This is a genomic window from Paraburkholderia phymatum STM815 (assembly GCF_000020045.1).
GTDB lineage: Bacteria > Pseudomonadota > Gammaproteobacteria > Burkholderiales > Burkholderiaceae > Paraburkholderia > Paraburkholderia phymatum.
Genome location: NC_010625.1, coordinates 174,195 through 198,621, shown reverse-complemented (window position 1 = coordinate 198,621; position 24,427 = coordinate 174,195). Strand labels below are relative to the sequence as shown.

25 protein-coding genes are annotated in these 24,427 nt (G+C 63.9%); 13 read left to right on the top strand and 12 right to left on the bottom strand.

What is annotated here, in order from left to right:
* The first annotated feature begins 1 nt into the window (after position 1).
* From BPHY_RS28570 to BPHY_RS28550, 5 genes are all read left to right on the top strand, one after another.
* Entirely contained in the window at positions 2 to 1,288 is a 1,287-nt protein-coding gene (locus BPHY_RS28570) for a c-type cytochrome (RefSeq protein WP_407671298.1), read from the top strand.
* Positions 1,285 to 1,779: a (2Fe-2S)-binding protein gene (locus BPHY_RS28565; protein ID WP_012404936.1), complete on the top strand. Its 495-nt coding sequence runs from the start codon at positions 1,285 to 1,287 to the stop codon at positions 1,777 to 1,779. Before BPHY_RS28570 ends, BPHY_RS28565 begins: the two co-directional genes overlap by 4 nt.
* Entirely contained in the window at positions 1,776 to 4,046 is a 2,271-nt protein-coding gene (locus BPHY_RS28560) for a xanthine dehydrogenase family protein molybdopterin-binding subunit (RefSeq protein WP_012404935.1), read from the top strand. The genes BPHY_RS28565 and BPHY_RS28560 overlap by 4 nt, the downstream gene beginning before the upstream one ends.
* A gap of 235 nt (positions 4,047 to 4,281) precedes the next feature.
* Positions 4,282 to 5,244 (top strand): LysR family transcriptional regulator, encoded by a 963-nt coding sequence (locus tag BPHY_RS28555; protein WP_012404934.1) that lies wholly within the window; start codon positions 4,282 to 4,284, stop codon positions 5,242 to 5,244.
* Complete coding sequence (locus BPHY_RS28550; protein WP_157686830.1) at positions 5,241 to 5,594, top strand: hypothetical protein; 354 nt, start codon at positions 5,241 to 5,243, stop codon at positions 5,592 to 5,594. The genes BPHY_RS28555 and BPHY_RS28550 overlap by 4 nt, the downstream gene beginning before the upstream one ends.
* Before the next feature lie 25 nt (positions 5,595 to 5,619).
* Here the strand turns inward: BPHY_RS28550 and BPHY_RS28545 are convergent, their stop codons facing one another.
* Together BPHY_RS28545 and BPHY_RS28540 are read right to left on the bottom strand one after the other, a co-directional pair.
* Complete coding sequence (locus BPHY_RS28545) at positions 5,620 to 6,537, bottom strand: YihY/virulence factor BrkB family protein (RefSeq protein WP_012404932.1); 918 nt, start codon at positions 6,535 to 6,537, stop codon at positions 5,620 to 5,622.
* A 70-nt stretch (positions 6,538 to 6,607) separates the two neighbouring features.
* Positions 6,608 to 6,805 (bottom strand): hypothetical protein, encoded by a 198-nt coding sequence (locus tag BPHY_RS28540; RefSeq protein ID WP_041765970.1) that lies wholly within the window; start codon positions 6,803 to 6,805, stop codon positions 6,608 to 6,610.
* Positions 6,806 to 6,958: 153 nt separating this feature from the next.
* On the opposite strand from BPHY_RS28540, the gene BPHY_RS28535 reads away from it, so the two are divergent.
* Genes BPHY_RS28535 through BPHY_RS28525 form a run of 3 tightly spaced genes read left to right on the top strand, consistent with a single transcriptional unit; the run spans position 6,959 to position 11,732 of the window.
* On the top strand, positions 6,959 to 9,316 hold the full coding sequence (locus BPHY_RS28535; RefSeq protein WP_012404930.1) for an FdhF/YdeP family oxidoreductase: 2,358 nt from the start codon (positions 6,959 to 6,961) through the stop codon (positions 9,314 to 9,316).
* Positions 9,309 to 10,712, top strand: a complete 1,404-nt coding sequence (locus tag BPHY_RS28530; protein ID WP_012404929.1) for a cytochrome ubiquinol oxidase subunit I — start codon at positions 9,309 to 9,311, stop codon at positions 10,710 to 10,712. Before BPHY_RS28535 ends, BPHY_RS28530 begins: the two co-directional genes overlap by 8 nt.
* A gap of 30 nt (positions 10,713 to 10,742) precedes the next feature.
* A complete protein-coding gene (locus BPHY_RS28525; protein ID WP_012404928.1) occupies positions 10,743 to 11,732 on the top strand; it encodes a cytochrome d ubiquinol oxidase subunit II in 990 nt (329 codons plus the stop codon).
* 105 nt (positions 11,733 to 11,837) lie between these two features.
* Here the strand turns inward: BPHY_RS28525 and BPHY_RS28520 are convergent, their stop codons facing one another.
* From BPHY_RS28520 to BPHY_RS28495, 6 genes are all read right to left on the bottom strand, one after another.
* Positions 11,838 to 12,224: a DUF3331 domain-containing protein gene (locus BPHY_RS28520; protein WP_012404927.1), complete on the bottom strand. Its 387-nt coding sequence runs from the start codon at positions 12,222 to 12,224 to the stop codon at positions 11,838 to 11,840.
* A gap of 67 nt (positions 12,225 to 12,291) precedes the next feature.
* Complete coding sequence (locus tag BPHY_RS28515) at positions 12,292 to 13,251, bottom strand: helix-turn-helix domain-containing protein (RefSeq protein WP_012404926.1); 960 nt, start codon at positions 13,249 to 13,251, stop codon at positions 12,292 to 12,294.
* Between the two features lie 356 nt (positions 13,252 to 13,607).
* Positions 13,608 to 14,282 (bottom strand): response regulator transcription factor, encoded by a 675-nt coding sequence (locus BPHY_RS28510; RefSeq protein ID WP_012404925.1) that lies wholly within the window; start codon positions 14,280 to 14,282, stop codon positions 13,608 to 13,610.
* On the bottom strand, positions 14,272 to 16,473 hold the full coding sequence (locus BPHY_RS28505) for a PAS domain-containing sensor histidine kinase (RefSeq protein WP_012404924.1): 2,202 nt from the start codon (positions 16,471 to 16,473) through the stop codon (positions 14,272 to 14,274). Before BPHY_RS28505 ends, BPHY_RS28510 begins: the two co-directional genes overlap by 11 nt.
* Positions 16,474 to 16,718: 245 nt before the next feature.
* Positions 16,719 to 17,102, bottom strand: a complete 384-nt coding sequence (locus BPHY_RS28500) for a response regulator transcription factor (protein ID WP_012404923.1) — start codon at positions 17,100 to 17,102, stop codon at positions 16,719 to 16,721.
* Between the two features lie 235 nt (positions 17,103 to 17,337).
* Positions 17,338 to 18,264, bottom strand: coding sequence for a flagellar brake protein (locus BPHY_RS28495; protein WP_012404922.1), 927 nt, complete (start codon positions 18,262 to 18,264; stop codon positions 17,338 to 17,340).
* Positions 18,265 to 18,593: 329 nt separating this feature from the next.
* Here BPHY_RS28495 and BPHY_RS28490 point away from each other — a divergent pair, with 329 nt between their 5' ends.
* Positions 18,594 to 19,019: a VOC family protein gene (locus BPHY_RS28490; RefSeq protein ID WP_041765590.1), complete on the top strand. Its 426-nt coding sequence runs from the start codon at positions 18,594 to 18,596 to the stop codon at positions 19,017 to 19,019.
* Positions 19,020 to 19,169: 150 nt separating this feature from the next.
* The gene (locus tag BPHY_RS28485) at positions 19,170 to 20,117 is read left to right on the top strand and encodes a LysR family transcriptional regulator (protein WP_012404920.1); all 948 of its coding nucleotides are present in this window, start codon (positions 19,170 to 19,172) and stop codon (positions 20,115 to 20,117) included.
* A 31-nt stretch (positions 20,118 to 20,148) separates the two neighbouring features.
* Here the strand turns inward: BPHY_RS28485 and BPHY_RS28480 are convergent, their stop codons facing one another.
* Positions 20,149 to 21,036 carry a LysR family transcriptional regulator gene (locus tag BPHY_RS28480; protein WP_012404919.1) on the bottom strand — a complete coding sequence of 296 codons (888 nt, stop codon included), beginning with the start codon at positions 21,034 to 21,036 and terminating at the stop codon, positions 20,149 to 20,151.
* A gap of 160 nt (positions 21,037 to 21,196) precedes the next feature.
* Positions 21,197 to 21,322 (bottom strand): hypothetical protein, encoded by a 126-nt coding sequence (locus tag BPHY_RS43925; RefSeq protein ID WP_279612544.1) that lies wholly within the window; start codon positions 21,320 to 21,322, stop codon positions 21,197 to 21,199.
* Between the two features lie 179 nt (positions 21,323 to 21,501).
* Here BPHY_RS43925 and BPHY_RS28475 point away from each other — a divergent pair, with 179 nt between their 5' ends.
* A complete protein-coding gene (locus tag BPHY_RS28475; RefSeq protein WP_012404918.1) occupies positions 21,502 to 22,062 on the top strand; it encodes a thioredoxin family protein in 561 nt (186 codons plus the stop codon).
* 39 nt (positions 22,063 to 22,101) lie between these two features.
* Here the strand turns inward: BPHY_RS28475 and BPHY_RS28470 are convergent, their stop codons facing one another.
* Entirely contained in the window at positions 22,102 to 23,115 is a 1,014-nt protein-coding gene (locus BPHY_RS28470; protein ID WP_012404917.1) for a D-cysteine desulfhydrase family protein, read from the bottom strand.
* 297 nt (positions 23,116 to 23,412) lie between these two features.
* Here BPHY_RS28470 and BPHY_RS28465 point away from each other — a divergent pair, with 297 nt between their 5' ends.
* Together BPHY_RS28465 and BPHY_RS28460 are read left to right on the top strand one after the other, a co-directional pair.
* Positions 23,413 to 23,649 carry a tautomerase family protein gene (locus BPHY_RS28465; RefSeq protein WP_012404916.1) on the top strand — a complete coding sequence of 79 codons (237 nt, stop codon included), beginning with the start codon at positions 23,413 to 23,415 and terminating at the stop codon, positions 23,647 to 23,649.
* A gap of 47 nt (positions 23,650 to 23,696) precedes the next feature.
* Positions 23,697 to 24,122, top strand: coding sequence for an organic hydroperoxide resistance protein (locus BPHY_RS28460; protein ID WP_012404915.1), 426 nt, complete (start codon positions 23,697 to 23,699; stop codon positions 24,120 to 24,122).
* A 73-nt stretch (positions 24,123 to 24,195) separates the two neighbouring features.
* On the opposite strand, the gene BPHY_RS28455 is transcribed toward BPHY_RS28460, so the two are convergent.
* A complete protein-coding gene (locus BPHY_RS28455; protein ID WP_012404914.1) occupies positions 24,196 to 24,393 on the bottom strand; it encodes a hypothetical protein in 198 nt (65 codons plus the stop codon).
* Positions 24,394 to 24,427: the final 34 nt, after the last annotated feature.

The following is a 24,427-nucleotide window of genomic DNA, read 5'->3' as shown; positions in this document are numbered from 1 at the left end:
AATCATGCGCAATCCGCTTGCGTTAGCGGTCGCGGGCGTCGCGATCGCGGCCGCTCTCGTCGCCGGCTTACTGATGTGGAGGCCGGCCATCGCGCCGATCAGTCCGCCATCGCCATCGTCGTTCGACAGCCAGACGAAGCTGGCGGGCGCGCGCGTCATCGCGCTAGGCGACTGCATCGTGTGTCATACCGCCAAAGGCGGCAAGCCATTTGCGGGCGGCCTGCCTCTCGCGACGCCGTTCGGCACGATCTACGCGACCAACATCACGCCCGATCCGGGCACGGGCATCGGCACCTGGTCCCTCGAAGCGTTCACGCGTGCGATTCGCCAGGGCGTGTCGCGCGACGGGCATCTGCTCTACCCGGCGTTCCCGTATATCCACTTTACGCATATGTCCGACACGGATATTGCGGCGGCGTACGCGTACTTGATGACGCGCGAGCCTGTCGCGGCCACGGCGCCTGCAAACGCGCTGATGTTCCCGCTGAATTTCCGGCCGCTGCTCGCGTTCTGGAATGCGCTGTTTCTGCGTCCGGGCGAACAGCAGGCGGGCGCAGCGAAAGATGCCGAATGGAATCGCGGACAGCTGCTGGTCAACGGGCTCGGCCATTGCGCATCGTGTCATTCGCCGCTCAACATGATTGGCGGCGAACAGCCCGGCCATGCGTTCGATGGCGGCGTAGTGGACGGCTGGGACGCCCCCGCGCTCAACATGCTCGGTGCAGCGCCGAAGCCGTGGACGAAGGCGCAACTCGCGGCCTACCTGCGCACAGGGCGGGCGAGCGAACACGGCGCGGCAGCGGGTCCGATGCTGCCCGTCACGCGCGACCTCGCAACGGTTCCCGCCGCGGATGTCGAGGCGATCGCCGCCTACATCCTGTCGCTGCAAAAGCCAGTCGCCGCGCCGGACCGTGCGCGCGCGATACCGGCAGGCGCTGGCCCGATGACCGCGGCGCAACAGCGCGGCGCCACATTGTTCGCTGCGTCATGCGCGCAGTGCCACGGCAACGCAGCGCCGATGCAGTCGCTCGGGCAGCGCCCGACACTCGCGTTCAGCACGGCTGTCAACGCCGACACGCCGCGCAACGCGATCCAGATGGTGCTGGGCGGCATCGCCTGGCACGGCGAGGACACGCTCAACTACATGCCCGCTTTCGGCAACGTCTATACCGACGAGCAGATCGCCGACCTGCTGTCATACGTTCGGGCCACGTATTCACAGCGCCGCGCGTGGACGGATATCGAAGCAACTGTGGCCAAGATCAGAAAGGAGAATGACGCGCGATGATCCACCTCACTGTGAACGGCGTGCATCACACGCTCGATATCGATCCGTCGACGCCGCTGCTCTACGCGCTGCGCAATGAGCTCGGCCTGCATGGCGCGAAGTTCGGCTGTGGCCTCGGACAATGCGGCGCATGCACGGTGATCGTCGACGGCCAGGCGACGTTTTCCTGCCTGATTCCCGTCGCGTCGATCGGCACGCGGCAGGTGCGGACCATCGAAAGCCTTGGCACGGCACAACATCCGGGCGCACTGCAACAGGCGTTCATCGAGCATCAGGCGGCGCAATGCGGGTACTGCATCGCAGGCATGATCATGCGCGCGCAAGCCTTGCTGGAGCGCAATCCACGTCCAACGGAAGCCGAACTGCGCGAGCACATGGAGCCCAATCTGTGCCGCTGCGGCACGCACATGCGCATTCTCGCGGCGATTCGCCAGGTTGCGCAGCTGAACGGCGACAGGACGGACGCACACGCGCACGGAGATCCGCAATGAGCCATGCAGACGACGATTTCAACGAAGGCCGGCGGCGCTTCATGGCATCGGGCGCGCTCTTCGTGACCTTCAGCCTCTTTCCCGGCGCGCGTGCGCTTGGGCAGCAGGTCATCGCCGACGAAGGCGCAGCCGTACATATTTCGAAGGAAACCCAGGCGCTCGCAGGCAGCCTGAAGACGAATCCGTTTCTCGATGCCTGGATCAAGATCGATCCAGCCGGCAAGGTGACCGTCTACACGGGCAAGGTCGAACTCGGCACAGGCGTGCGCACCGCGCTGCTGCAGATCGCAGCGGAACAACTGGACATGGCGCCTGCGCTGATCACGTTTCTCACGGCCGACACGAGCGCCTCGCCCGACGAAGGTCTCACCGCGGGCAGTCACACGATTGCCGACAGCGGCACGGCGCTGCTGAACGCCGCCGCCCAGGTTCGCGGCCTGCTGGTCGATGCGGCCGCTAAAAGCCTGCACGTAGAGCGCGGCAAGCTGACGACGCGCGATGCCGTGATTCACGCGCCTGACGGACGCACGGTGACGTATGGCGACGCCGTGGGACTCGTCGATTTGCACCGGATGGCATCGCCCGTCTCGCCGCTGAAGGATCCGAAGACGTTCTTCGTGATCGGCCAGTCGCTGCCGCGCGTGGACATTCCCGCCAAGGTGACAGGCGGCGCGAGTTACGTGCAGGACATGTCGCTGCCGAACATGGTGCATGCGCGCATCGTGCTGCCGCCCGTGTACGAGGCGAAGCTCTTGCGCGACAACGCCGCGCAGGTGATGTCGATGCCCGGCGTCCTCAAGGTCTACAGGAACGGCAGTGTGCTCGCCGTCGTCGCGCGCGGCGAATGGCAGGCCGTCGCGGCACAGCGCGCGCTTTCGGCGGGCAGCGAGTGGAGCGCTGGCCGGACGCTGCCCGACCCCGCCACGGTGCACCGCGATCTCGGCACGCTCTGCACGCAGCACCTCGAGATCGCCGACACGCACGCGCAGGACGGCGCGCCGGCCGCCGTCAAGACGTTGAATGCGCGTTACTCGAAGCGCTACATGCTGCATGGATCGATCGGGCCGTCGTGCGCGATCGCGTCGTTCGATGACGGGCACATGACCGTGTGGACGCATTCGCAAGGCGTCTATCCGCTGCGCGACGCGCTCGCCGAGATGCTGTCGATGCCGAAGGACGCCGTACGCTGCATTCACGTGGAAGGCTCGGGCTGTTACGGCCATAACGGTGCAGACGACGTCGCCGCGCACGCCGCACTGATCGCGCGCGACATGCCGGGCCATCCCGTGCGCGTGCAATGGATGCGCGAGCAGGAACACAGTTGGGATCACTTCACGCCCGCGATGGTCGCGCAGGCTCGCGCGTCGCTGGATGCGACGGGCCGCATCGTCGACTGGGATTACGCGCTGTGGAGCAGTTCGCACAACGAGCGCATCGTGAACGCGGGCCGGCTCGTGCCGGCGACGATGCTCGCCAGTCCGTTCAAGCCCGCCCCGTCCGTGCCGATGGTACAGCCCGAAGGCGGCGGCGACCGCAATGCGATCCCGCTCTACACCTTCCCGAACCTGCACGTGATGAACCACTTCTCGCCGACCATGCCGCTGCATACGTCGGCGATGCGTTCACTCGGCGCACACCTGAACCTATTCTCGATAGAAAGCTTCATGGACGAACTGGCGCTCGCCGCCCATGCCGACCCTGTCGCGTTCCGCCTGAAGCACATGCAGGATCCACGCGCTCGCGACGTGATCCGGCTTGCCGCGCAGAAATTCGGCTGGCCGCGTCCGCCGCGCAAGCCGAATCACGGCGTCGGCTTCGCGTTCGGCAAATACAAGAACCTGATGGCGTATGTGGCGATGGCCGTCGAGGTTTCCGTGGTGCGCGAGACGGGACAGGTCGTGCTCGAGCGCGCCGAAGTCGCTGTCGACGCCGGCCAGATCGTCAATCCAGACGGCATACGCAATCAGATCGAAGGCGGCGTCGTGCAGTCGGCGAGCTGGACGCTATACGAGCAGTTGCAGTTCGACACGCAGCGCATCCGCAGTTTCGACTGGAGCAGCTATCCCATCCTGCGCTTCTCCGCCGTGCCGCACTCCCTGAACGTGCATCTGCTCGACCGGCCGGGCGCGCCGTTTCTCGGCGCGGCGGAAGCGGCGATGGGACCGACAGCGGGTGCGCTCGCCAACGCACTGTTCGACGCAACGGGATATCGTGCTCGCGACATGCCGCTCGCGGGCGACGGACTGCGCGGGCACATCGACGCGTGAGCGGTCCTGGCAAGCGCGGGAAAACGCGCTGCGGCACGCCTGCTACAGGTGCAGAGCCAGCCCGATGAACCCGCCGGCCTATACCAACGTATGAGGACGTGACCACCTGGATTAAGCAAGCTTCCCAACGTACGATGGTCCATTCGTTCGCGTCGTTCTATCTTTCTCTCAAGCGGCAAAGCGTCGTATGCCGCACCAGAGAAAACAGATCGGACAGCACGAGGTGAACGGTTTCATGGACAAGATCTTGAGCATGCGCATCTTCTCGCGCGTCGTCGAGTCGGGCAGTTTCAGTGCCGTTGCCGAGCACATGAACTGCAGCACGGGCAGCGTTTCGCGTGCCGTGTCGTCGCTCGAAGACCAATTGCAGGCAAGGCTCCTGCAACGGACGACGCGCAAGATATCGCTGACGGAGCCCGGCGAGCGCTACTACCAGAAGTGCAAGAAGATACTCGCGGACCTCGAAGACGCCGAGGCAGAAGCGGGCGACGCGCATACCTGTGCGCGCGGCACGCTGCGCATTCATTGCGTGACCGACCTCGGACTCGCGCAGCTGACGCATTCGATCATCGAGTATCGCAAGCGCTTTCCCGCCGTCTCCGTGCAGCTGAAGTTCCTGCCGCGCATGGCGAACCTGCTCGAAGACGAAGTCGACGTGTCGATCGTGTCCGCGCCGACGCTGCCCGACTCGCGCAACGTCTGCAAGCTGATCGGCCATTGTGAGCGCGTGCTCGTCGCGTCGCCCGCTTTTCTTCAGACGCATCGGATCGACATGGCAAGCGACCTCGACGAACACGCGCTGACGCCCGTGTCCTTTCGCGTCGAACCGGGCGATCATCACGTGAGGCTGAGCCTCGTGAAGTCGGCGAGCCGTGAGGCCGCGGGCCAGTTCGCCGTCAACGACACAGAAGCGACCCGGATCGCCACGCTGGCCGGCGCGGGCGTGGCGGCATTGCCCACGCATTGCGTGGCCGACGACATCCGCGACGGCAGGCTGGTGCAACTGTTCCCCGAATCGCGTCTTCAAAATACGGGCGTGTTTGCCGTTTATTCAAGCAGGCATCACATCGACGCGAAGATCAAGACGTTCGTTGACTTCCTGACTTCGCATCTGGGTGCAACGCTCGACACCCGTCTTTTCAACGAGCACTCCAATCAAACTTTCAATCGTCTCGCGCGCGTAGTGGAGAATGCATGATGCGCACCCTCGCCTTTCCCCGTTTCCGGGCTACCTATGTCATCGCGGCATGCAGCGTAGGGTTGGCCACGACCTGCGCATACCAGGCGCCGGGACTGATGCAGGCCATCCTCGTGGTCGGTGCGAATGCACAATTGCCGCTGGAGCGACTCGCCGCCCAGGCTGACTTGCAGCCGCCCGTTTCGGACGCCGCGGTTTCTTCGACGGCATGGAAGCAGCATCCGGCTGCCCAGGCGCGGCCTGCGGCGCAGAAGCTCGACGATTCCGGGCAGACAATGCGCGCTCGGCGTGGCCACAGCGAAACGCACGGCTATGAGCACAGCGTGACGGACTACAAGTACTGGACCTGAGCGCCGCGAGGCCCGCGATCCGCACTCAGCGATGCGCGGTTTCGTGCTCGAATGCCGCCTCGTCGTGGGGCGCGCCGCCAAGCGTTGCCGTGACCTCCGCGCCCAGCAGAAAGACGACGGCGCAGAAATACAGCCACATCATGAGCACGGCCAGCGAGCCTGCCGCGCCGAACGCGCCCGCCGTCCCGGCATGCGCAAGATACAGCACGAACAAATGCCGCCCCGCCGTGAAGAGAAAGGCCGCGACGAAGCCCCCCACAACGGCTGGACGCCATGCGACATGCGTGTCCGGCAGCCACTTGATGAGCGCACCGAGACCGACCGTCAGCAGCGCCAGACCGAACACGGATTGCGCGGCGTCGGCGAACGCGTTGAGCGCGTCCGTTCCGAACAGCATGCTGCCGACGGTTTGAATCGCGACGTCCACCACGAGCGACACGACCAGTAGAAACGCGAGCCCCATCACGAGTCCCAGCGACACCAGCCGTGCGCGCAGCAACAGCGCGACGCCGGCGATGCCTTTCGGCGCGCGCACGGCAAACACGACGTCGAGCGCCGTGTTGAGCGACGAGAACGTCGCGGATGCGCCGACCGCAAGCAGCACCACCGAAATCAGGGCCGCGAAACCGCCGGCGTGCGAACGATGCGCATGCTCGACGATCGCCTGCATCGCGCTCGCCGCCTCCGTTCCGACAATGTCTTTCACCTGGCCGAACAGTCGTCCCTGCGCGGCGTCCTGGCCAAAGAACCAGCCGAGCACCGCGAGCACGATGAGCAGCGTCGGGGCGAGCGAGAACGCGCAGTAAAACGCGATGCTCGATCCCATCATCGCGCATCGGTGGTTCGAGAAGCGGCCGATCGTGTCCTTCGCCGCGCCCACCACCGTCACCTTCCGATGAACCGCCTGCAGGCGTGACGTGGGTCGTTCTCGATTCGTGTCCATGTCGGTCGGTTGTGCGGAGTCATTGTTCGTCGAAGCGCGAGCAACCGTTGTGCCACCGCGTCACACCGGCTCAGCTGCCGCCGCTTCCTGACCGATCCGGCTTGTCTTCGTTCGCCTTGTCTTCGTTCGCCTCGTCGTCGGATTCGATGCGCGTCGTGCCGCCCTGCGCGGGCGCGTCGCTGGCCGGAAACGTGTCTTCGATTGCCTCGTCGACGCGATGCTCCGGCTTCTCGCTAGTCGGGTTCAGTTCCTTCTTCGTGCTGGACATGTGCGCCTCCATTGCGGGTGGGGGAAAGCTTCATCTGAGCAAAGCGCGTTCCCCGTGTGGATAGGCAAGCAGCGGGCAAACGTGCAAGCCCTGTTGCCTGCGTCGTCCGATCATTCGCTCAATGGCACTGATTGCACTGCAGAGGAAAAGCAAATGGGCAAAAAGAAGGTGATCCGCATTTACAGCGACCCCGCAGGCGGTTGGGGCGCGCTCAAGGCAACGGGTGAAGCGCTGGCGCTTCAGGGCATCCCCGTCTCCGGCGCCAGGACGCTGCTGCGTATGAACCAGCCGGAAGGCTTCGATTGTCCCGGCTGCGCATGGCCCGACCCGAAGCACACCTCGTCGTTCGAATTCTGCGAGAACGGCGCGAAGGCCGTCGCGTGGGAAGCGACGGCGAACCGCTGCACACCGGAGTTCTTCGCTTCGCACAGCGTGTCCGAGCTGGCCGCATGGGACGACTACGACCTGGAGATGGCGGGCCGCCTCACGCATCCGATGGTCTACGACGGCAAGTCGGACCGGTATGTGCCCATTCGCTGGGAAGATGCATTCGCGCTGGTCGGGCGTCATCTGAATGCACTCGATCATGCCGACCAGGCAGACTTCTACACGTCGGGCCGCGCTTCGAATGAAGCGGCATTTCTCTATCAGTTGTTCGTGCGCGAATTCGGCAGCAACAACTTCCCCGACTGCTCGAACATGTGTCATGAAGCTACCAGTGTCGGCCTGCCGCAGTCGATCGGCGTCGGCAAGGGCACGGTGCTGCTCGAAGACTTCGAGCATGCAGACGCAATTTTCATTTTCGGGCAGAACCCCGGCACAAACAGCCCGCGCATGATGAGCGATCTGCATTCGGCGGCGCGTCGCGGCGCGAAGATCGTGTCGTTCAATCCGTTTCGCGAGCGAGCGCTGGAGCGCTTCGCGTCGCCGCAGGATCCCGTCGAAATGGCGACGCTCGGCTACACGTCCATTAGCGCGTTTTTGTATCAGGTGCGCGTGGGCGGCGATGTAGCCGTGCTCAAAGGGATGATGAAGGCCATCGTCGCAGCCGACGACGCCGCGCTCGCCGCCGACGCGCCGCGCATCCTCGACATCGAGTTTATCGAAGGCCATACGCATGGCATCGACGCGCTGCTCGACGATCTGCGCGCCACACCGTGGGACGCGATCGAACGGTATTCGGGCCTGTCGCGTGCCGACATCGAAAACGCCGCCAACCTCTACATGCAGGCACAAAACGCGATTCTCGTGTACGGCATGGGCATCACGCAGCATCATCGCGGCACGGAGAATGTCCAGCAGATCGCGAACCTCGCGCTGCTGCGCGGGAACGTGGGCCGTCCGGGCGCAGGCATCTGCCCCGTGCGCGGACACTCGAACGTGCAGGGAAACCGCACCGTCGGTATCACGGAGAAACCGGGCGAGGCGCTGATAGACGGAATCGAGCGCGCGTTCGGCTTTCGCGCGCCAAGCGGGCACGGCAACGACGTGATCGCGACGCTCGAAGCGATGATGCGCGGCGACGCGAAGGTCTTCGTCGCGCTGGGCGGTAACTTCGCGTCCGCGATTCCCGACTGGGTCCGCATGCAAGAACACATCCGCAAGCTCGATCTGACAGTGCACATCGCGACCAAGCTCAACCGCAGTCATCTGGTGCACGGCAAGGCCGCACTGATTCTGCCCTGCCTCGGCCGCACCGAGATCGACGTTCAGGCGGATGGCCCGCAATCGATCACCGTCGAAGATTCGATGTCGATGGTGCATGCATCTGCAGGCCGCAACCAGCCCGCTTCGCCGCATCTGCTGAGCGAGCCGGCCATCGTCGCGGGCATTGCGCGTGCGACGCTCGGCGAGCAGTCGCGTGTGCCGTGGGAGCAGATGGTCGCGAACTACGATCGTATCCGCGATGCGATCGAAATCGTGTTCCCGATCTTCCAGGCGTACAACGAGCGCATCCGCGTGCCGGGCGGCTTTCATCTCGTGTCGCCGGCACGCGAGCGCGTGTGGGACACGCCGACGGGTCGCGCGAATTTCCTCGTCTTCAAGGGACTCGACGAAGACCCGTGGCAGGACGATCCCGATGCGCTCTGGCTTACCACCATGCGCAGCCACGATCAGTACAACACGACGCTGTACTCGCATTCGGACCGCTATCGCGGTGTGTTCGGGCAACGCGACGTCGTGTTCATGAACCAGCACGAACTGCAAAAACGCGGACTGCATCCGGGCGAGCGCGTCGACCTCGTCGCGCTGTCGACGGACGGCATCGAGCGCGTGATCCGCAGCTTCAAGGTGGTCGAGTATTCGCTGCCCAATGGTTGCTGCGGCGCGTACTACCCGGAAGTGAATCCGCTCGTGCCGCTCTATGCGTTCGATCCGCAGAGCCGCACGCCGTCGTACAAGTCCGTGCCCGTGAAAATCGTGCGCGCCGCCGCCGTGGGCCCCGACTCCGCGCCGCGCGCCATCGCCGTGCCGCCCGCGTCGCAACGCGAGGAGACCCGCCATGCTTGATCATGTTGCCAACCTGTCGCGCGCGCAGTTCGCGATGACGGCCATCTTCCACATTCTGTGGCCCATCCTCACCATCAGTCTCTCGGCTTTTCTTGTGCTCGTCGAAGCGCTGTGGATCAAGACGGGTGACGTAATGTACTACCGCCAGGCGCGTTTCTGGAGCAAGCTCCTCGTGCTGAACTTCGCGGTCGGCGTCGTCAGCGGCATTCCGATGGAGTTTCAGTTCGGCACCAACTGGGCAGGCTTTTCGCAGTATAGCGGGCAATTCATCGGCAACATTCTCGGCTTCGAAGGCGCGATGGCGTTCATGCTCGAAGCGGGCTTCGTCGGCGTGATGCTGCTCGGCTGGGGGCGCGTGCCGCGCGGCGTGCATCTGTTCGCGACGTCGATGGTTGCGCTCGGCTCGAGCATCTCTGCGTTCTGGATCATGGTCGCCAACTCGTGGATGCAGACGCCGGCGGGTTATGCCGTCGTCAACGGCAAGATCGAGGTGACGGATTATCTCGTTGCGATCTTCAATCCCGACATGGTGTGGGGCGTATCGCACATGTGGGTCGCGGCGATCGAAACGGGCATGTTCGTCATCGCGGGTATCTCCGCGTACAACCTGTTCCGCAAGCGCCATCCGGAGTTCTTCGCACGCTCGTTCAAGATCGCGCTCTCGGTGCTCGTCGTCGCGGCGCCGCTGCAAATCTGGCTCGGCGATTCGAGCGGCGTGAGCGTGTTCGAGACGCAGCCCGCGAAGGGTGCCGCCATCGAAGGCCACTGGCACACCAATGCGTCCGGCACGGGTGCGTCATGGTCGCTGCTTGCATGGCCCGATCAGAAAGCGCAGCGCAACGACTGGTCGCTCGAAGTCCCCGGCATGCTAAGCGTGCTCGGCACGCACTCGCTTCACGGCCAGGTGAAGGGCCTCACCGACTTCGCGCGCGAAGACCAGCCGCCCATGATTCCCCTGCTCTATTACGCGTTCCGCGCGATGGCGGGCATCGGCTTGTGCTTCATGCTGCTCGCGTTCTGGACGGCTTACGCGCTGCGCAAGGCGCGCGGCAGCCTCGACGCTTTGCTGGCGCGCCGCAAACTGCTGCTCGCTTGGGTGCTGTGCATTCCGCTGCCCTATGTCGCCGTCGAAGCGGGCTGGATCGTGCGCGAAGTAGGCCGTCAGCCTTGGGTTGTGTATGGGCTGCTGCGCACGAGCCAGGCGGCGTCGACGGTCGCGCCTTCTGCCGTGTCGCTCAGCATGGCGATGTTCTTCGCGTTCTATGCCGTGCTGCTCGTTACGTTCTTCGTCCTCGCGTGCCGCTGGCTGCGCAAGGGCCCGGATCTCACCAGCCTGCCGCCCGCGATCGACGCCGCGCGCACCGCGGCGGCACCAACGTCCGTTTCCGGCTATTGATGCCGCGTCCACTGCTCAAGAGGTTGCCTCATGGATAGCACTACTCATTCGCTGCTGGCCTACGTCTGGTTCGGCCTGCTCGGCCTGATGCTGGCCTTCTACGTCGTGACGGACGGCTTCGATCTCGGCGTCGGTATTCTCAGCCTGCTGCGCGCGCGCCGCGCGGACCGCGACGTGATGGTCGAATCGATCGGCCATGTGTGGGACGCGAACGAAACCTGGCTCGTCGTTCTCGGCGGCGGGCTGTTCGGCGCGTTTCCACTTGCCTATGCGCAACTGATGCAGGACCTCTACTCGCCCGTCATGGCGCTGATCGCGGGGCTCATCATGCGGGGCGCGGCCATCGAGTTCCGTCATAGCGTCGAGCACGGTCCGCTGTGGGACAAGGTGTTCGGCATCGGCAGCCTGATCGCGGCACTCGCGCAGGGCGTCGTGCTCGGCAAGGTCATCACGGGCCTCGTGCCGGGTGAGATGAACAACGTATTCGTCATCGTGGCGGCCACGGGTGTGGTCGCAGGCTACGCGCTGCTCGGCGCGACGTATCTGGTGAAGAAGACCGTCGGCATGATCGAGCAGTGGTCGCGGCGTCTCGCGCTGCTCAGCGCGATGCTGACGGTGGCGGCCGCGCTGCTGCTGACTACCGCGACTTGGTTCTTCAGCGATGTCGGCAGCGAGCGCTGGTCGCGGCCGGGCGTCATGCATCTGCTGATTGCCCTCGGCATCGCGGCGGCGTTCGCCTTCGCGTTCATCATGGTGTCGCTCTATCTGGGCTCGTCGCGCGGGCCGTTTCGCGGTGCGGTGACGCTGTTCGTCGTATCGTTCGCCGGCCTCGCGGTGAGCCTGTTCCCCGACTTCGTGCCCGGCAAGCTCGGCATCGTGCAGGCGGCCTCCGACTCGCACACGCTTGCGTTCATGCTGGCCGGCATCGGGTTGATCTTCCCGGTGATGATCGGCTACAACCTGTACCAGTACTACATCTTCCGCGGCAAGGTGGCGGGCGGGGCACACGCGGGCGAGTAACGGCCGCCTCTCGCGCGGCCACATGCCGCGCGAGAGATTCGTCGGAGCCTCAGTTAGCAACGCATCGCAATCCCCTGGATTCACGGCTGTGTTGCTGAATGCTGTTCAGAGCGTCGCCGTATCGCGCAGCACGCAAGCGAGGATCATCGCGTCTCCGTTGACGGGCGCGGGGCGCGGGTTCGGCTTGTAGACGGCGTCACCGGGACGGATCGGCTGGCCGCTCATCGCGCAGAAGCCCGATATGCGCGCGCGCGCCATGCGCCAGACCTGGTCGCCGAAACAGCCGCGTGTCGAATCGCGCCAGGCAATCGTCGCCGTCGACGGCGTCGGCCGGTCGATCAGCGTCACCGCCGCGCCGAAGCGCCCGTCGGCGCAATGCGCGTTGCGACGCGACTGCGCGGTTCCTTTCGCGGCAGCCATCAGGCGGTAAGGCGTGCTCAGCAGGCCGATAGTCTGCGTCCACGGATCCGTTGCGTTTGCGTTTGCCAGCATGTCGAAACTCCTTCGGAAAGCGATCGGTTCAGGCATTGCTTCTAGACTGTCGGATGAACGGCGCTGCTCAGCGCGCGCCGTTCGTCATCTCCTTCCAGCGGTGCGGCGTCTCGCCGACGAACTTCTTGAAGACCGTCGTGAAGTGCGCTTGCGAGCGGAATCCGCAGCTGAGCGCGACATCCATCACGTTGTGCTTCGACGTCACGAGCAGATGCTGTGCGTGCTCCACACGTCTGCGCAGCAGGTATTCATGCGGGCGCAGGCCCGTTGCGCGGCGGAATTGCGCGGCGAAGTGCATCCGCGTGAGACCCGCGCTCGACGCGATCTCGGCAAGGCCGATGGGTTCCGCGAGGTGTGCATCGACGAATTCGATCACGCGATTCATGCGCCACTGCGGCAGCGGCGCGGCTTCGCGCGTGCGCCGCGTCGCGCCGGCAAAATGACGGGCGACGACACGCGACACGATCGCGAGGCTCACGCTGTCGGTGAAGATCTTGCCGAGCGAAGCGTCGTTGCTCTGCGAAACGGCCAGCGCCTGACCGAGTCGCTCGAGCACCGGGTCGCGGATCAACTCGGGATCGTCGAGCACGATGTCGCCGTCGCGCGAGTGCTGGAACAGATCCTCGTAGCACTCGCCGAGCACTTGCTGTGAGACGAACAGATGCAGCACGTCGGCGGACGAAGCGAACACGGCCTTGGTCGGCACGCCGGGCGCCGTCACCTGCGCGGCACCCGCAGTCAGGCGGCCATGCACGAGCCGGCGGCCCGCGTGGTCGAACGTGAGCGCCGCGCACTTCAGATTCAAGCCAATGCAGTGATCGGCGACGCTGCCTTCGTTCTCCACTGCGAGCGGCGCGTTGCCAGCATGCGTCCAGCGCGCGACGACGACGTTGTCGCGGCGGGCTGCCATATCGAACGCCGGCCCATTCATGCGCCGCCATTGCTGTTCGGCGACGATGGGAGAAGCCGGGCGCCGCGACACGACATCGGCGAGTGGAGCGGGTAGATCGGGCATAGTGGTGGTCATCGCAGGTCCATCCGATTCAGTGATGTGTTTGCGGCCCGAAACGACCGTGCCGCGATGGATCAAAGTTAATCGGACGGAACTGGCGCGCCTAGCCGTACATAGGGTTGCTCACACAGTCGAATGGTTGAATCAACCTATATGAAGGTTTAATAGGCGCGCTGCACGACCCGCGCGGACGCCTTCGCAGCGGGTGCAAATACATGCGGCCGGTCGCCGCACATGCGTGCGGACCGACGTGGAACGAAGCGGAATCAACACAGAAGCGAAGCCGAAGCGAAATGAACGCCTTGCCGCGTCCGCTTCGCACTCGGGAGAGGGTGATGACGGGACAGCCGTCGACAGCCCGTCAGAGAGGCTCAGGAACCGCGCTGCGTGCGCGTCGACGTGCTGGAATCGAGCGACTTCACGCCCAGCGCTTCCGCTTTAAGAACGAAATCGGCGAGCGAGCGGGACTCCATCTTTTTCATCGCCTGGCCGCGATGGATCTTCACGGTGATCTCGCTGAGGTTCATCTCGGCGGCGATCTGCTTGTTCATCAGGCCGCTTGCGACGAAGGCCATCACCTCGCGCTCGCGCGGCGTCAGCGACTCGTACATGCGCCGCAGGTCCGACACCGAGCGCTCGGACTTCCTGCGCTCCTCGTCCTTCGCAAGCGCACTCGCGACGGCGTCGAGCATGTCCTGATCGCGGAACGGCTTGGCGAGAAAATCCATAGCGCCCGCCTTCATCGCCTTCACGGACATCGCGATATCGCCGTGCGCCGTCATGAAGATGATGGGCACGTGCACGTCGCCCGAGGCAATCTGCTCCTGCACGGCGAGCCCGCTCTGGCCTTTCAGGCGCACGTCGAGAATCAGGCAGCTGGGCATATCGGGCTTGTCGAACGACAGAAATTCCTGCGCGGAAGCAAACGCCTCGACGCGCAAGCCCACCGAGCGCAGCAACATCGAGACGGCCGCGCGCATCGAATCGTCGTCGTCGACGACATAGACGATCGACGGATTCACGTCATTCATTTCATCACTGCTCATCGCACGTTCCTTTATCGATCGGCAACACGAATTGCATCGTCGCGCCCTGACCTGCTTCGGACTCCGCCCAGATACGCCCGCCATGCGCCTCGACGATGGACCGGCAGATGGACAGACCCATGCCCATGCCATCCGCCTTCGTTGTGAAGAATGCGTTGAACAGCCGTCCGACGCTTTCCTTGCTGATGCCCGTTCCCGAATCTTCGACGGCGACCTGGCCATAGCGTCCGTCCACGCGGCGCGTGCCGATCCGCATGCGGCGCGTGCGGCCCGTCACACCCGCCATCGCCTGCACGCCATTCATCACGAGATTGATGACGACCTGCTGCAACTGCACGCGATCGCCGCATACGAACAGCGGCGGCTCCGCGTAGCTCGCTTCCAGCTCGACCCTTGCAGCGTCGAGCTCGCGCCGCACGAGCTCGATCGATTCTCTCACGATCGCGTTCAGGTCCAGCACCGTCTGGCTCGGATCGCGCTTCTGCGCCATCGCACGGATCTGCCGGATCACGTCGCTTGCGCGCTTCGCGTCGCGCACCATCTGGCTGATCGACTGGCCCACTTCGCCGAGGTCGGGCTTCGCGCGGTTCAACCAGCGATTGGCGGCATCGCCCGCCGTGACGATCGCAGCGAGCGGCTGCGTGACTTCATGCGCGATCGATGCGGCCAGTTCGCCCAGCATCGTCACGCGCGTCACGTGCGCGAGTTCCGCCGTCGAGCGGTCGAGCGCGTCCTGGGCGAGCTGCCGTTCCGTCACGTCCATCAGCGCGCCCACGTATTCGCTGCTGGCCGACTGGGGAGCGGCCAGATGCGCGACGTAATGTACGTACTTGATGCGGCCATCCGGCATTTGCAAGCGGTGTTCGACGTCGACGTAAGGCGCGCCGGACAGCCCCGCTGCGTACGCGTCGCGCACAAGCGCGAGATCGTCGGGGTGCGTACGCGCGAGAATCAGCTGCATGGCGGGCATGTAGTCCGGGGAATATTCGAAGATCCGGTAAACCTCGTCGGACCACCACATCTCGCCCGTCGGCAGACGCGTCGCGATACTGCCCGTGCGGCTCAGACGCTGGGCGTCGCACAGAAACGCTTCGCTGCGCTCCAGCGCCTGCTCCGCCTGCTTGCGCTCTTCGATGTCGGTATTCACGCCGTACCAGCGCAGAATGCGGCCATCCTGATCGCGCAGCGGCTCTGCGCCGATATGCATCCACCGATATGCGCCATTGCTCTGGCGAATGCGCGACACGTTCTCGAACGGCTTGCCCGTGGCGATCGCGCCCCGCCACGCCGCATGCATCGCGGGCCAGTCGTCGGGATGCACGATCGACGTCCATACATCGCCGCTATTGCCCGTCAGCGTGATGCCGAGTTCGTTCCAGCGGCGGTTGATGTAGCTCAGTTCGCCGTCGCGCGACGAGCTCCAGACCAAGCCGGGAATCGCGTCGACGGTGGCGCGCAGTTCTTCCTGCTGCCGCTGCAGTTCGGCTTCCATGCGCTTGCGCACCGTGATGTCGTTGTTGGTGGCGAGCACCGCGCGCGGCCTGCCCTTGTCGTCTCGCCAGAGCGCAAAGCGGCTCGACACGACGACCGTGCTGCCATCGCTGCGCACGCGCTGCAACTCGCCTTCCCAGCGCCCTTCGCGCACCACTTCGTCGCGCAGTTCATCGACGGGAATCGACGACGAGGTGCGCGTCAGTTCATGAATGCGCTGGCCGATCGCCTGGCTTGCTGTCCAGCCGTACAGTTCCTCCGCACCCTGATTCCAGAACGTGATGCGGTCGCTCATGTCGTACGCGACGATCGCGTCGTGCGTCAGGTTCAGCAACTGGATCTGTTCCTGCAACCGTGCCGTGTTGCCCTGGTTGCGCAGCGCGAGAAAGGACGTCGTGCCGATTGCGAGCAGGCTCACGATGCAGCGCGCAATCGAGCCGCCCGAGTAGTTCGTGTCGTGCGACATCATGAACGCGACGAGCGTCAGCACGACGCTCGCGCAGGCGGTCGCGATCGTCGCCTGGCGCGAACCCGTCGACGCCACGAGCAGCACCACGACCACGTACAGCACGGCAATGGCGATATCGAGCGGCGTCAGCGCGTCGATCACGAAGACGATCACGCCGATGACAGCGGCAAGAGCAAAGAGAAAGCGCGCGTCGCGAGGCGACGGGATGCCTGCGCCCTGACGGAACATCATGAGGCTCCGTGCATGCTATGTGTTGCAGGTCTGCGGGGCGGACGGCACTTCTTTGGCATAGGCATTCCTCGCGAGCGTTTGTCTGCGGGCAGCGTCACCCCGATTCGCGCCGCGGCACACGCCGCCCGACAGTCGGACATCCAGGAAGCCGGCCCATTTCGATCCGGAATGAAGTGTATCCGAACGCCTCAAAATCCTCTGACAAGGGGTCGCGGCGCGGCAGCGCGGCTGCCTCCGCGTCTGCCTCATTCGCCGCTGGCGCTGCCGGGTCCCACCTTCGCGAGACAGCGCGAGACTTCGCCGCCGTCGACGGGCTTGGTCAGCACGCACATTGCGCCAAGATCGAGCGCCTGGCGGCGCACCGCGTCGGACGCGAAAGCGGAGATGAAAATGATGGGCTGCGTGACGCCCATCTCCAGCAAGTGACGATACATGTCGAGACCGCTCATGCCGGGCATCTGCACGTCGGAGATGATGCAGGCCACATTGCTCGCGATGCCGGATGCGAGAAACGCCTCGGCCGACGCATAGAGCCGGACGTCCCAATCCAGCGAACGAACGAGGCTCGACATCGCGGTACGGACGGATTCGTCGTCGTCGATGACTGAAGCGATCGGATGGTTGTGCAAGCGGTTTTCCTCGGCCGTTAGTTGACAACGGCACGCTGCTGCGTAATGCCGTTCAAGGTGAGTTCATCTTATGGGAATGGGGCCGCCGCGAAAATCATATGTAGGTATAGTTCTGCCGGCCTTGCGGCGTGCCGCATCACAATGGACGCGCTTCAGCAGGATATCGAAGACATACAAGACGTCCGCTACCAGTCTGGCCAGCGAGAACATCGGCTTTTTTTTCTCGCCTGACGACCTAAGCGAAGCCGCCGTTGCGCAATGGATTGCGCTCGGCGGGCATGGCTCCCGTCAACACATCCATCACGTAGTCTTTTACCAGTGCGCGCACGTCGCCCGACGTATTGCCGAACTCCGCGCCGACCAGGGTTTTCCCGCCCTTCGTGCGGCGGTTGCGCGCGATGCAGTTCAGCGGCGCCGTGCGTACGCAGCCCGCGCGCGCAAGCGGCAGCGACAGTTTGAAGTGCTCGCCGGGCGCGAGCGAATTCGAGTTCACGAGCAGGCCGACACCCGCCGCGCTCAGGTCGACCGCGCGCACTTCCGTACCCGCCATCGGCCGGTCGTTTCTCGACAGTTGCGCCGTCACGTCGATGCCGATGCGCACATGCCGGCGCAGCGCCCGCGAGCGGACTTCCGTGGGATAGCGCAGATACAGCACGTCGAACGGCGTCGCATGACGGCCGACGACTTCGGATTCGAACGCATGCCGGTAGCGTCCCGCGATGAATTGACCTTCGATTGCCTCGCCGGGCGCAAACGCGGGATCGACGTCCTTGCCTGAGAGCAGCAGGCTCGCATCGTCGAGCACACCGACGAAGCGGGTGCGCGACGAGATGGCGGGACCGTTGGCCAGCGTGATCACGAAGTCTTCGGGGGTGCAGCCCGCGTGCGGAAACGGGCCGACAAATGTCTGCTCGTCGTGATCGCGCCGCGCGCGCGCAGCGGGCGCAGCTGCGGCGTTTTCCTGCGCAGCCAGCGCGTCGTTGCGGCGTTCGCCGGGAAGCAGATGCCTGAACGGCCCTAACGAAAAAAGTCGCTCGCATTGCTCCGCGCTGTGAACGATGTGCCCACGGGCCATCAGCAGTCTGCCGTCCTCCGTATAGACGGAAAACGGCAGCGGAACGCCGATCGTGACTTCCCGTTGCGACAGCGGCACCAACGGCATGACTCGTTCTCTCCTCTCGGTAGCTTCTTCGGCTTTTGATGCATCGTAATGGTATCGATGCATATGACCGGCAAGTATGCACGACGCCGCGCCTATGACCAACTGGCAAACGTTTGCCCGCGCCCATGGTTTCCACCGAAGAAAAAGCGCCGAATCGCAACACTTCCTTTCCCGCTGCTCAAGAATGTTCGCGGCGAGGCTTGCCTATAATGGCCAGCATCGCCCACGAAGGTGTCCGGCTTTGCCTCGGCGCGTTTCACGTGCTATTACTGCGTAGCGACGCCGCATCGCGAAAGCCACGCCCCGAACATTGCACAGGAAGCCTCGATATGACTACCCAGGCACTCACCGCCGGCATCGATCACGTTGGACTGAGCGTTCGCGATCTGAACCTGACGCGCGATTTCTTCGTGGAATGCCTGCACTGGACCCAGGTTGGCGAAAGGCCAGAGTACCCCGCTGTGTTCGTATCGGATGGACACGTGATGCTGACGTTGTGGCAAGTCACGAATCAGGACAGGCGCGTGGAGTTCGATCGCAAGAGCAACGTCGGTTTGCATCACCTTGCGCTGCGCGCCGGCAGCGAAGCCGCTTTCGACGAGATCTTCAGGCGCGTTTCGCAGTGGCCGGGCGTGCAGGTCGAGTTCGCGCCCGAGAACCTGGGCGCCGGACCCAAGCGTCACACAATGATCTATGAACCGGGCGGCATCCGGCTGGAGTTCGATTTCGACCCGCGTTTGCAAGCGGCCGGTTGATAAGCGCGTTCCATTGCCGCCGGACAAGCCCGCGACGACCAGCTATCACCGCGGGTGATACCCGTATCACAACAAACCGCGCGTTCTCCTCGTGATCTGTTGCTAGAGTGATGCCAGTGCAGTTCGGCGGCAACGGAGCGGAGGTTGAACATGGACCAGCTTTATATGTTGAGGGCGTTCGTTTCGGCGGCGCAGCACCAGAGTTTCAGCAAGGCGGCAGCCTCGCTGGGGGTAACGACAGGGTCCATTTCGAAGGCGATTGCGAAACTCGAAGCGTCCATCCAGACGCGCGTGCTTCATCGCACGACGCGCTCCGTCACGCTGACGGAAGAGGCGCAATCGTACTACCTGAGTTGCTGCCGGCTGCTCGAAGAACTCGACGAAGCGAATCGCCGCATCATGCGCGAACGCGAGGTGGACAGCGGCAAGCTGCGTCTCGTGATTCATCCGATGCTCGTCAGCGATACGTTCTCGCAGTTTCTGTCGAGCTATCGCGAAGTCGCCCCGAACGTGAATCTCGTTGTGTCCGTGCACGAGGGCGCCGTGAACCTCTATGACGGACAGTTCGACATGGCAATGTTGCCGCCGCATCAGGTCGAACAATCGGCTGTGATTCGCAGAACCTTGTTCAGATCGTCGCGCTCGCTCGTCGCGTCGGCCGACTATCTCGCGCGGCGCGGCACGCCACGGCGCGCCGCCGATCTGTCCGAGCACTTCCTGCTGCTGCCGACGCAATCGCGCCAGCGCAACACGAACTACGTGCAGATGATCGAAAACGACGAACCCGTACAGGTGATTCCGATGTCGTCGATGGATGGCAATGACGTGCTGCTGCGCGCAGCTGCACTCGCGGGCGCCGGCATCGCGGAGCTACCCGAAGCGATTGCGCGCGACGACATGGCCTCGGGCAAGCTGGTTCCCGTCTTGCCCAACTGTTCGATCTCGGACAGCGAAGTCGAAGTCTGTCTGTTCTATTCGCATCGGGAATTACTGCCCGCGCGCTTTAGAACATTCGTCGACTTTTGCACAGATTTCTTTCGCGTCAATGGCGCACGACGCCGTGCGCCGCTTCTCGATATGGAGCAGCAGGCGGCTTGAGCAGGTGACTTGCAGGTGACTTGCAGGCAACTCAGGCAGCCGCCATGACAGGGTCAAGCTGCGAACGGGTGACTTCGACGAAAGCCTGCATCGCGCTCGATACATACGCGTCGTGACGCCGGATGAACAGCGTGGCCACCTGCGCCTTCTCGGGCGGCAATGCATGAAGCGCGACGATTCCCCGCTCGGCCGCGCTCGCCACCACGCCGCGAGGCAAGAGCGTCACGCCGATACCCGCCGCAACGCACGCGACGATCGCATCGAGCGAGCCGAATTCGAGGGGCGTAGCCGTGACGATGCCCTTCTCCGCAAGCAGCGCTTCGAGCCGCTGACGGTAAGAACATCCCAGTCTGAATACAATCGTCTTCAGGTCCGGCGAAGCCGGGAGCGCGTCGATCGAGCGCACGTTGCGCGATGTCACCAGCACCAGTTCTTCCTGGAAGATCATCTCGGCATGCAGATCGGGATGATCGATGGGACCGGCGACGAATGCGCCGTCGAGCCGGCACGCGGCCACGTCTTCCGTGAGACTGCAACTCGTGCCCGTCGTCAGCGACAGGCGCACATCAGGATAGATTCCCGCGAAGTGGCTGAGGATGGGTGACAGTCGCAGCGCCGCCGTCGTTTCGAGCGTGCCCAGTGCAAGCGCGCCTGCAGGCGGACCGTCGTCGAGTGCGGCGAGCCGTGCGTCCGCAAGCACTTTGGCGATGCGCGCGGCGTACGGCAGCATCCGCTGACCTGCCGGCGTCAGACTCACGCCGCGCACATGCCGTTGAAACAGCGCGACGCCGATCTCCCGTTCGAGAGCGCGGATTCGCGCTGTCACATTGGACTGAACGGTATGAAGTTCGACAGCCGCCCGGTTCATGCTGCCGTGACGGGCCACTGCCTCGAAGACCTTCAGGTCGGCGACATCCATTGCTGAGTACCTCGGTGAAATCCTTGAGGCCCTTGCGCGGCCTACGGGTGGATGTTCATCGTACACCAAAGACATCGCGCTCACCGGCGCAATGCCGTGCGAGTCACCCCCATGATTCGCGTGCATCGCGAACACTTCGGCATAACAAGCCCGTCCGTTTTCACTGCGCCTTGCGACGCTTCTGTTGCGCGCCGCTCGCCGCGATCAGCGTGCACTGAACGGGATGCACGAGTTCTGCGGCAAGTCCGCCCGCAAGAAAGAACAAGATGGCCAATAGACGTTTCATACTGCTCTCCAGCCTTGAGTGTCGTCTTCTTTATAGCGCACGGCACAGGATCGTTTGTGTATCAACGTATCGTAGCGCGCGCCTGATACAAGACGATTCAAATGCATGACATGACGACACAGCGCAGATACGCGCGTTCATTCCAATACGTCCATGTCTTCAAGGTAAAGGACGCCGACATGTACTCCCGATTCAAGACCCTGGCCACTGTCGTCGCAGTGGCCGCCATCGCCGCTCTGGGCGCAGTCGTCGCCAACAGCGGCGCCGCGACTGCCGTTCCCGTCGACAAGAATCGCGCTGCGCCGGAATTCACCGGCATCAACCAATGGCTCAACTCACGGCCGCTCACCATGCAGCAGTTGCGCGGCAAGGTCGTTCTGGTGGACTTCTGGACATACACCTGCATCAACTGCGTTCATACGCTGCCGCATGTCGAGAAGCTGTACGAGAAGTACAAGGATCAAGGCCTGGTGGTGATCGGCGTGCACACGCCCGAATACGCGTTCGAGCGCGAAACGAAGAAAGTCAGCGCAGCCATTGCCGAGTACGGCCTGCACTACCCCGTCGCGCAGGACAACAGCTACGCGACATGGAACGCGTACGGCAATCAATACTGGCCCGCGGTCTATCTGATCGACAAGCAAGGGCACATCGTCTATAGCCACTTCGGCGAAGGCGATTACGACCAGATCGACGCTGCCGTGCGCGAACAGCTGGCGCGCCCCGGTCAGGCGGGTTGACGATAGGCGCGGGCGGGCGTTCGGACCACGCCGCCTTTATCAAAACGCGCTGCGATACGCGTAGAGCCCAGGCAAGCCGCCCGTCATCAGGAACAGCACCTTCGAGCCAGGCGCAAACGCCTGGCTTCTGATGTCTTGCAGCAAGCCCGCAAACGCCTTGCCGCCGTACACGGGATCGAGCAGCAGACCTTCGGTGCTCGCGAGAAGCCGCACCGCTTCACGCATTGCGTCGGTGGGAATGCCATATCCGTCGCCTCGCTGGCCGTCCGCCACGATGACGCCCGAGATGGGAAGAATCGCTGCTGGCTGGATCAGCTCAAGCGTTTGCTGCGCCTTCAGCCGCGTATTGGCCAACGTACTTTCGTGCGTCGCCAGCACGTTATAGGCAACCACGCGCGCGGGATCTTCGCCCATCGACAGCAGCCCCGCAACGAGACCCGCGTGCGTGCCGCCGCTGCCATTGGGCAGCGCAATGCGATCGAAGGAGACCCCCGCTTCGCGCGCCTGTCCGAGAAGCTCGGCTGCACACGCCGCATAGCCGAGATTGCCCACCGCGGACGAGCCGCCCAACGGCGCGAGATACACCTTGCGTCCCGACTTGCGCAGATCTTCCGCGCGATGCTGCGCAAACGCCATCGCGTCGGCATGGCCCGGCAGATCATGAATACGTGCGCCGAGCAGTTGGTCCAGCAGCACGTTGCCATTGTGAAGGTAGTCGTTGTCGTCGCGCGGCACCGTGCGGGTCAGCACGATTTCGCATGCGAGTCCGGCTCGCGCCGCCGCCGCTGCCGTGAGCCGCGCGTGATTCGACTGGCGCGCACCGACCGTGACGATCGTATCTGCGCCTTGCGCGAGCGCCTCGCCTAGCAGGAACTCGAGCTTTCTGAGTTTGCTGCCGCCACCGCCGAGGCCCATCAGGTCGTCGCGCTTGACGTAGATATCCACGTTGCCCGCCAGCTTGCTCAAGCGGCCGAGGTGCTGGATCGGCGTGGGACCTTCCATCAGGCGGTAGCGGGAAAATGCGGTGAGATCGAGATCCGGTGCGATCGACATGCAGTTGCCTCCAGTAGTCGGCATGGTGAGTCGCGCCGATGTTAGCGCATCGTCGCGCGCCTCGCTTACGGCGTCGCCGGGCATCGACGCGCGCATATGCATTGAACGACACGCTCCCTTCCCTGCAAGAAAACCCGAGCTTTGCAACACTATGCCGTCTGCGCGCCGAGCGTACGGGCGATGCAGACGGCGTGGCGAAAGCGCGCGCACTGCTTGTAACTGGCCCTAAAAGCTTCCACCACAGCGGCGTTCTGGTGAGCGCCGCTCCATTCCTCAACTACGATCGAGAGGAGCAAGATGCCGATTGTCACCATCCAGGTCACGCGCGAAGGCACGACGCCGGGCGCGGACTGCGTAAGCGCCGAAGAGAAAGCGCAGCTCATCGAAGGCGTGAGCCAGCTGTTGCTCGAGGTGCTGCACAAGCCTTTGGAATCCACTTTCGTCGTGATCGACGAGGTGCCGACCGAGAATTGGGGTTGGGGCGGGCTGCCCGCCCTGGAGTATCGAAAGCTCAAAGCATCGAAACAGGTTTGATCTGCAGTATTCCAACAACACGCAGGACTTCATCGAAGGAGTTTGCCATGTCGCTCGAAAAGGCCCTCTACACCGCACACGCAACTGCAACGGGTGGCCGCGACGGCCGCGCCACTGTGCCGGACGCCGGCCTCGATTTCAAGCTCACGACGCCGAAGGAACTCGGCGGGAAAGGCGGAGAAGGCGCCAACCCCGAACAGCTGTTCGCGGCCGGTTACAGCGCGTGTTTTATCGGTGCAATGAAATTCGTTGCCGCACGGGACAAGATCGCGATGCCCGCCGATGCGTCAATCGACAGCAGCGTCGGGATCGGAACAATCCCGAATGGCTTCGGCATCGAAGTCGCGATGAAGATTTCATTGCCTGGCATGGACCGTGACGCAGCCCAGGACCTGATCAACAAGGCTCACGTCGTGTGCCCATACTCGAACGCGACGCGCAACAACATCGACGTGACACTGACGCTGGTTTGAAGCCGCGCTTTACTGCAGGAATGCTGGCTGCAATTCTGTATTGCGGCCAGCAATGTCTTTTTGCCGGCTCGGTTCAATCGAGCAGGCTATTCACGACAGCGGGACTGTGCAAGTCCATCCAGTCGTATGAATCGCTGAAATGCGCCCACGCCCAGTTGCGCGGAACAGCGGCCGCTTGTGCTTTATCGCTCGATACCGCTTCGACGCGGACGCGCACGCCTGCGCCGCTATGGTCGTCGATATTCCGGAAGTTCGCAGATTCGCGCTTCATTGCCTGATCCTCAGTGGAGTCTGCCGCAACGTTG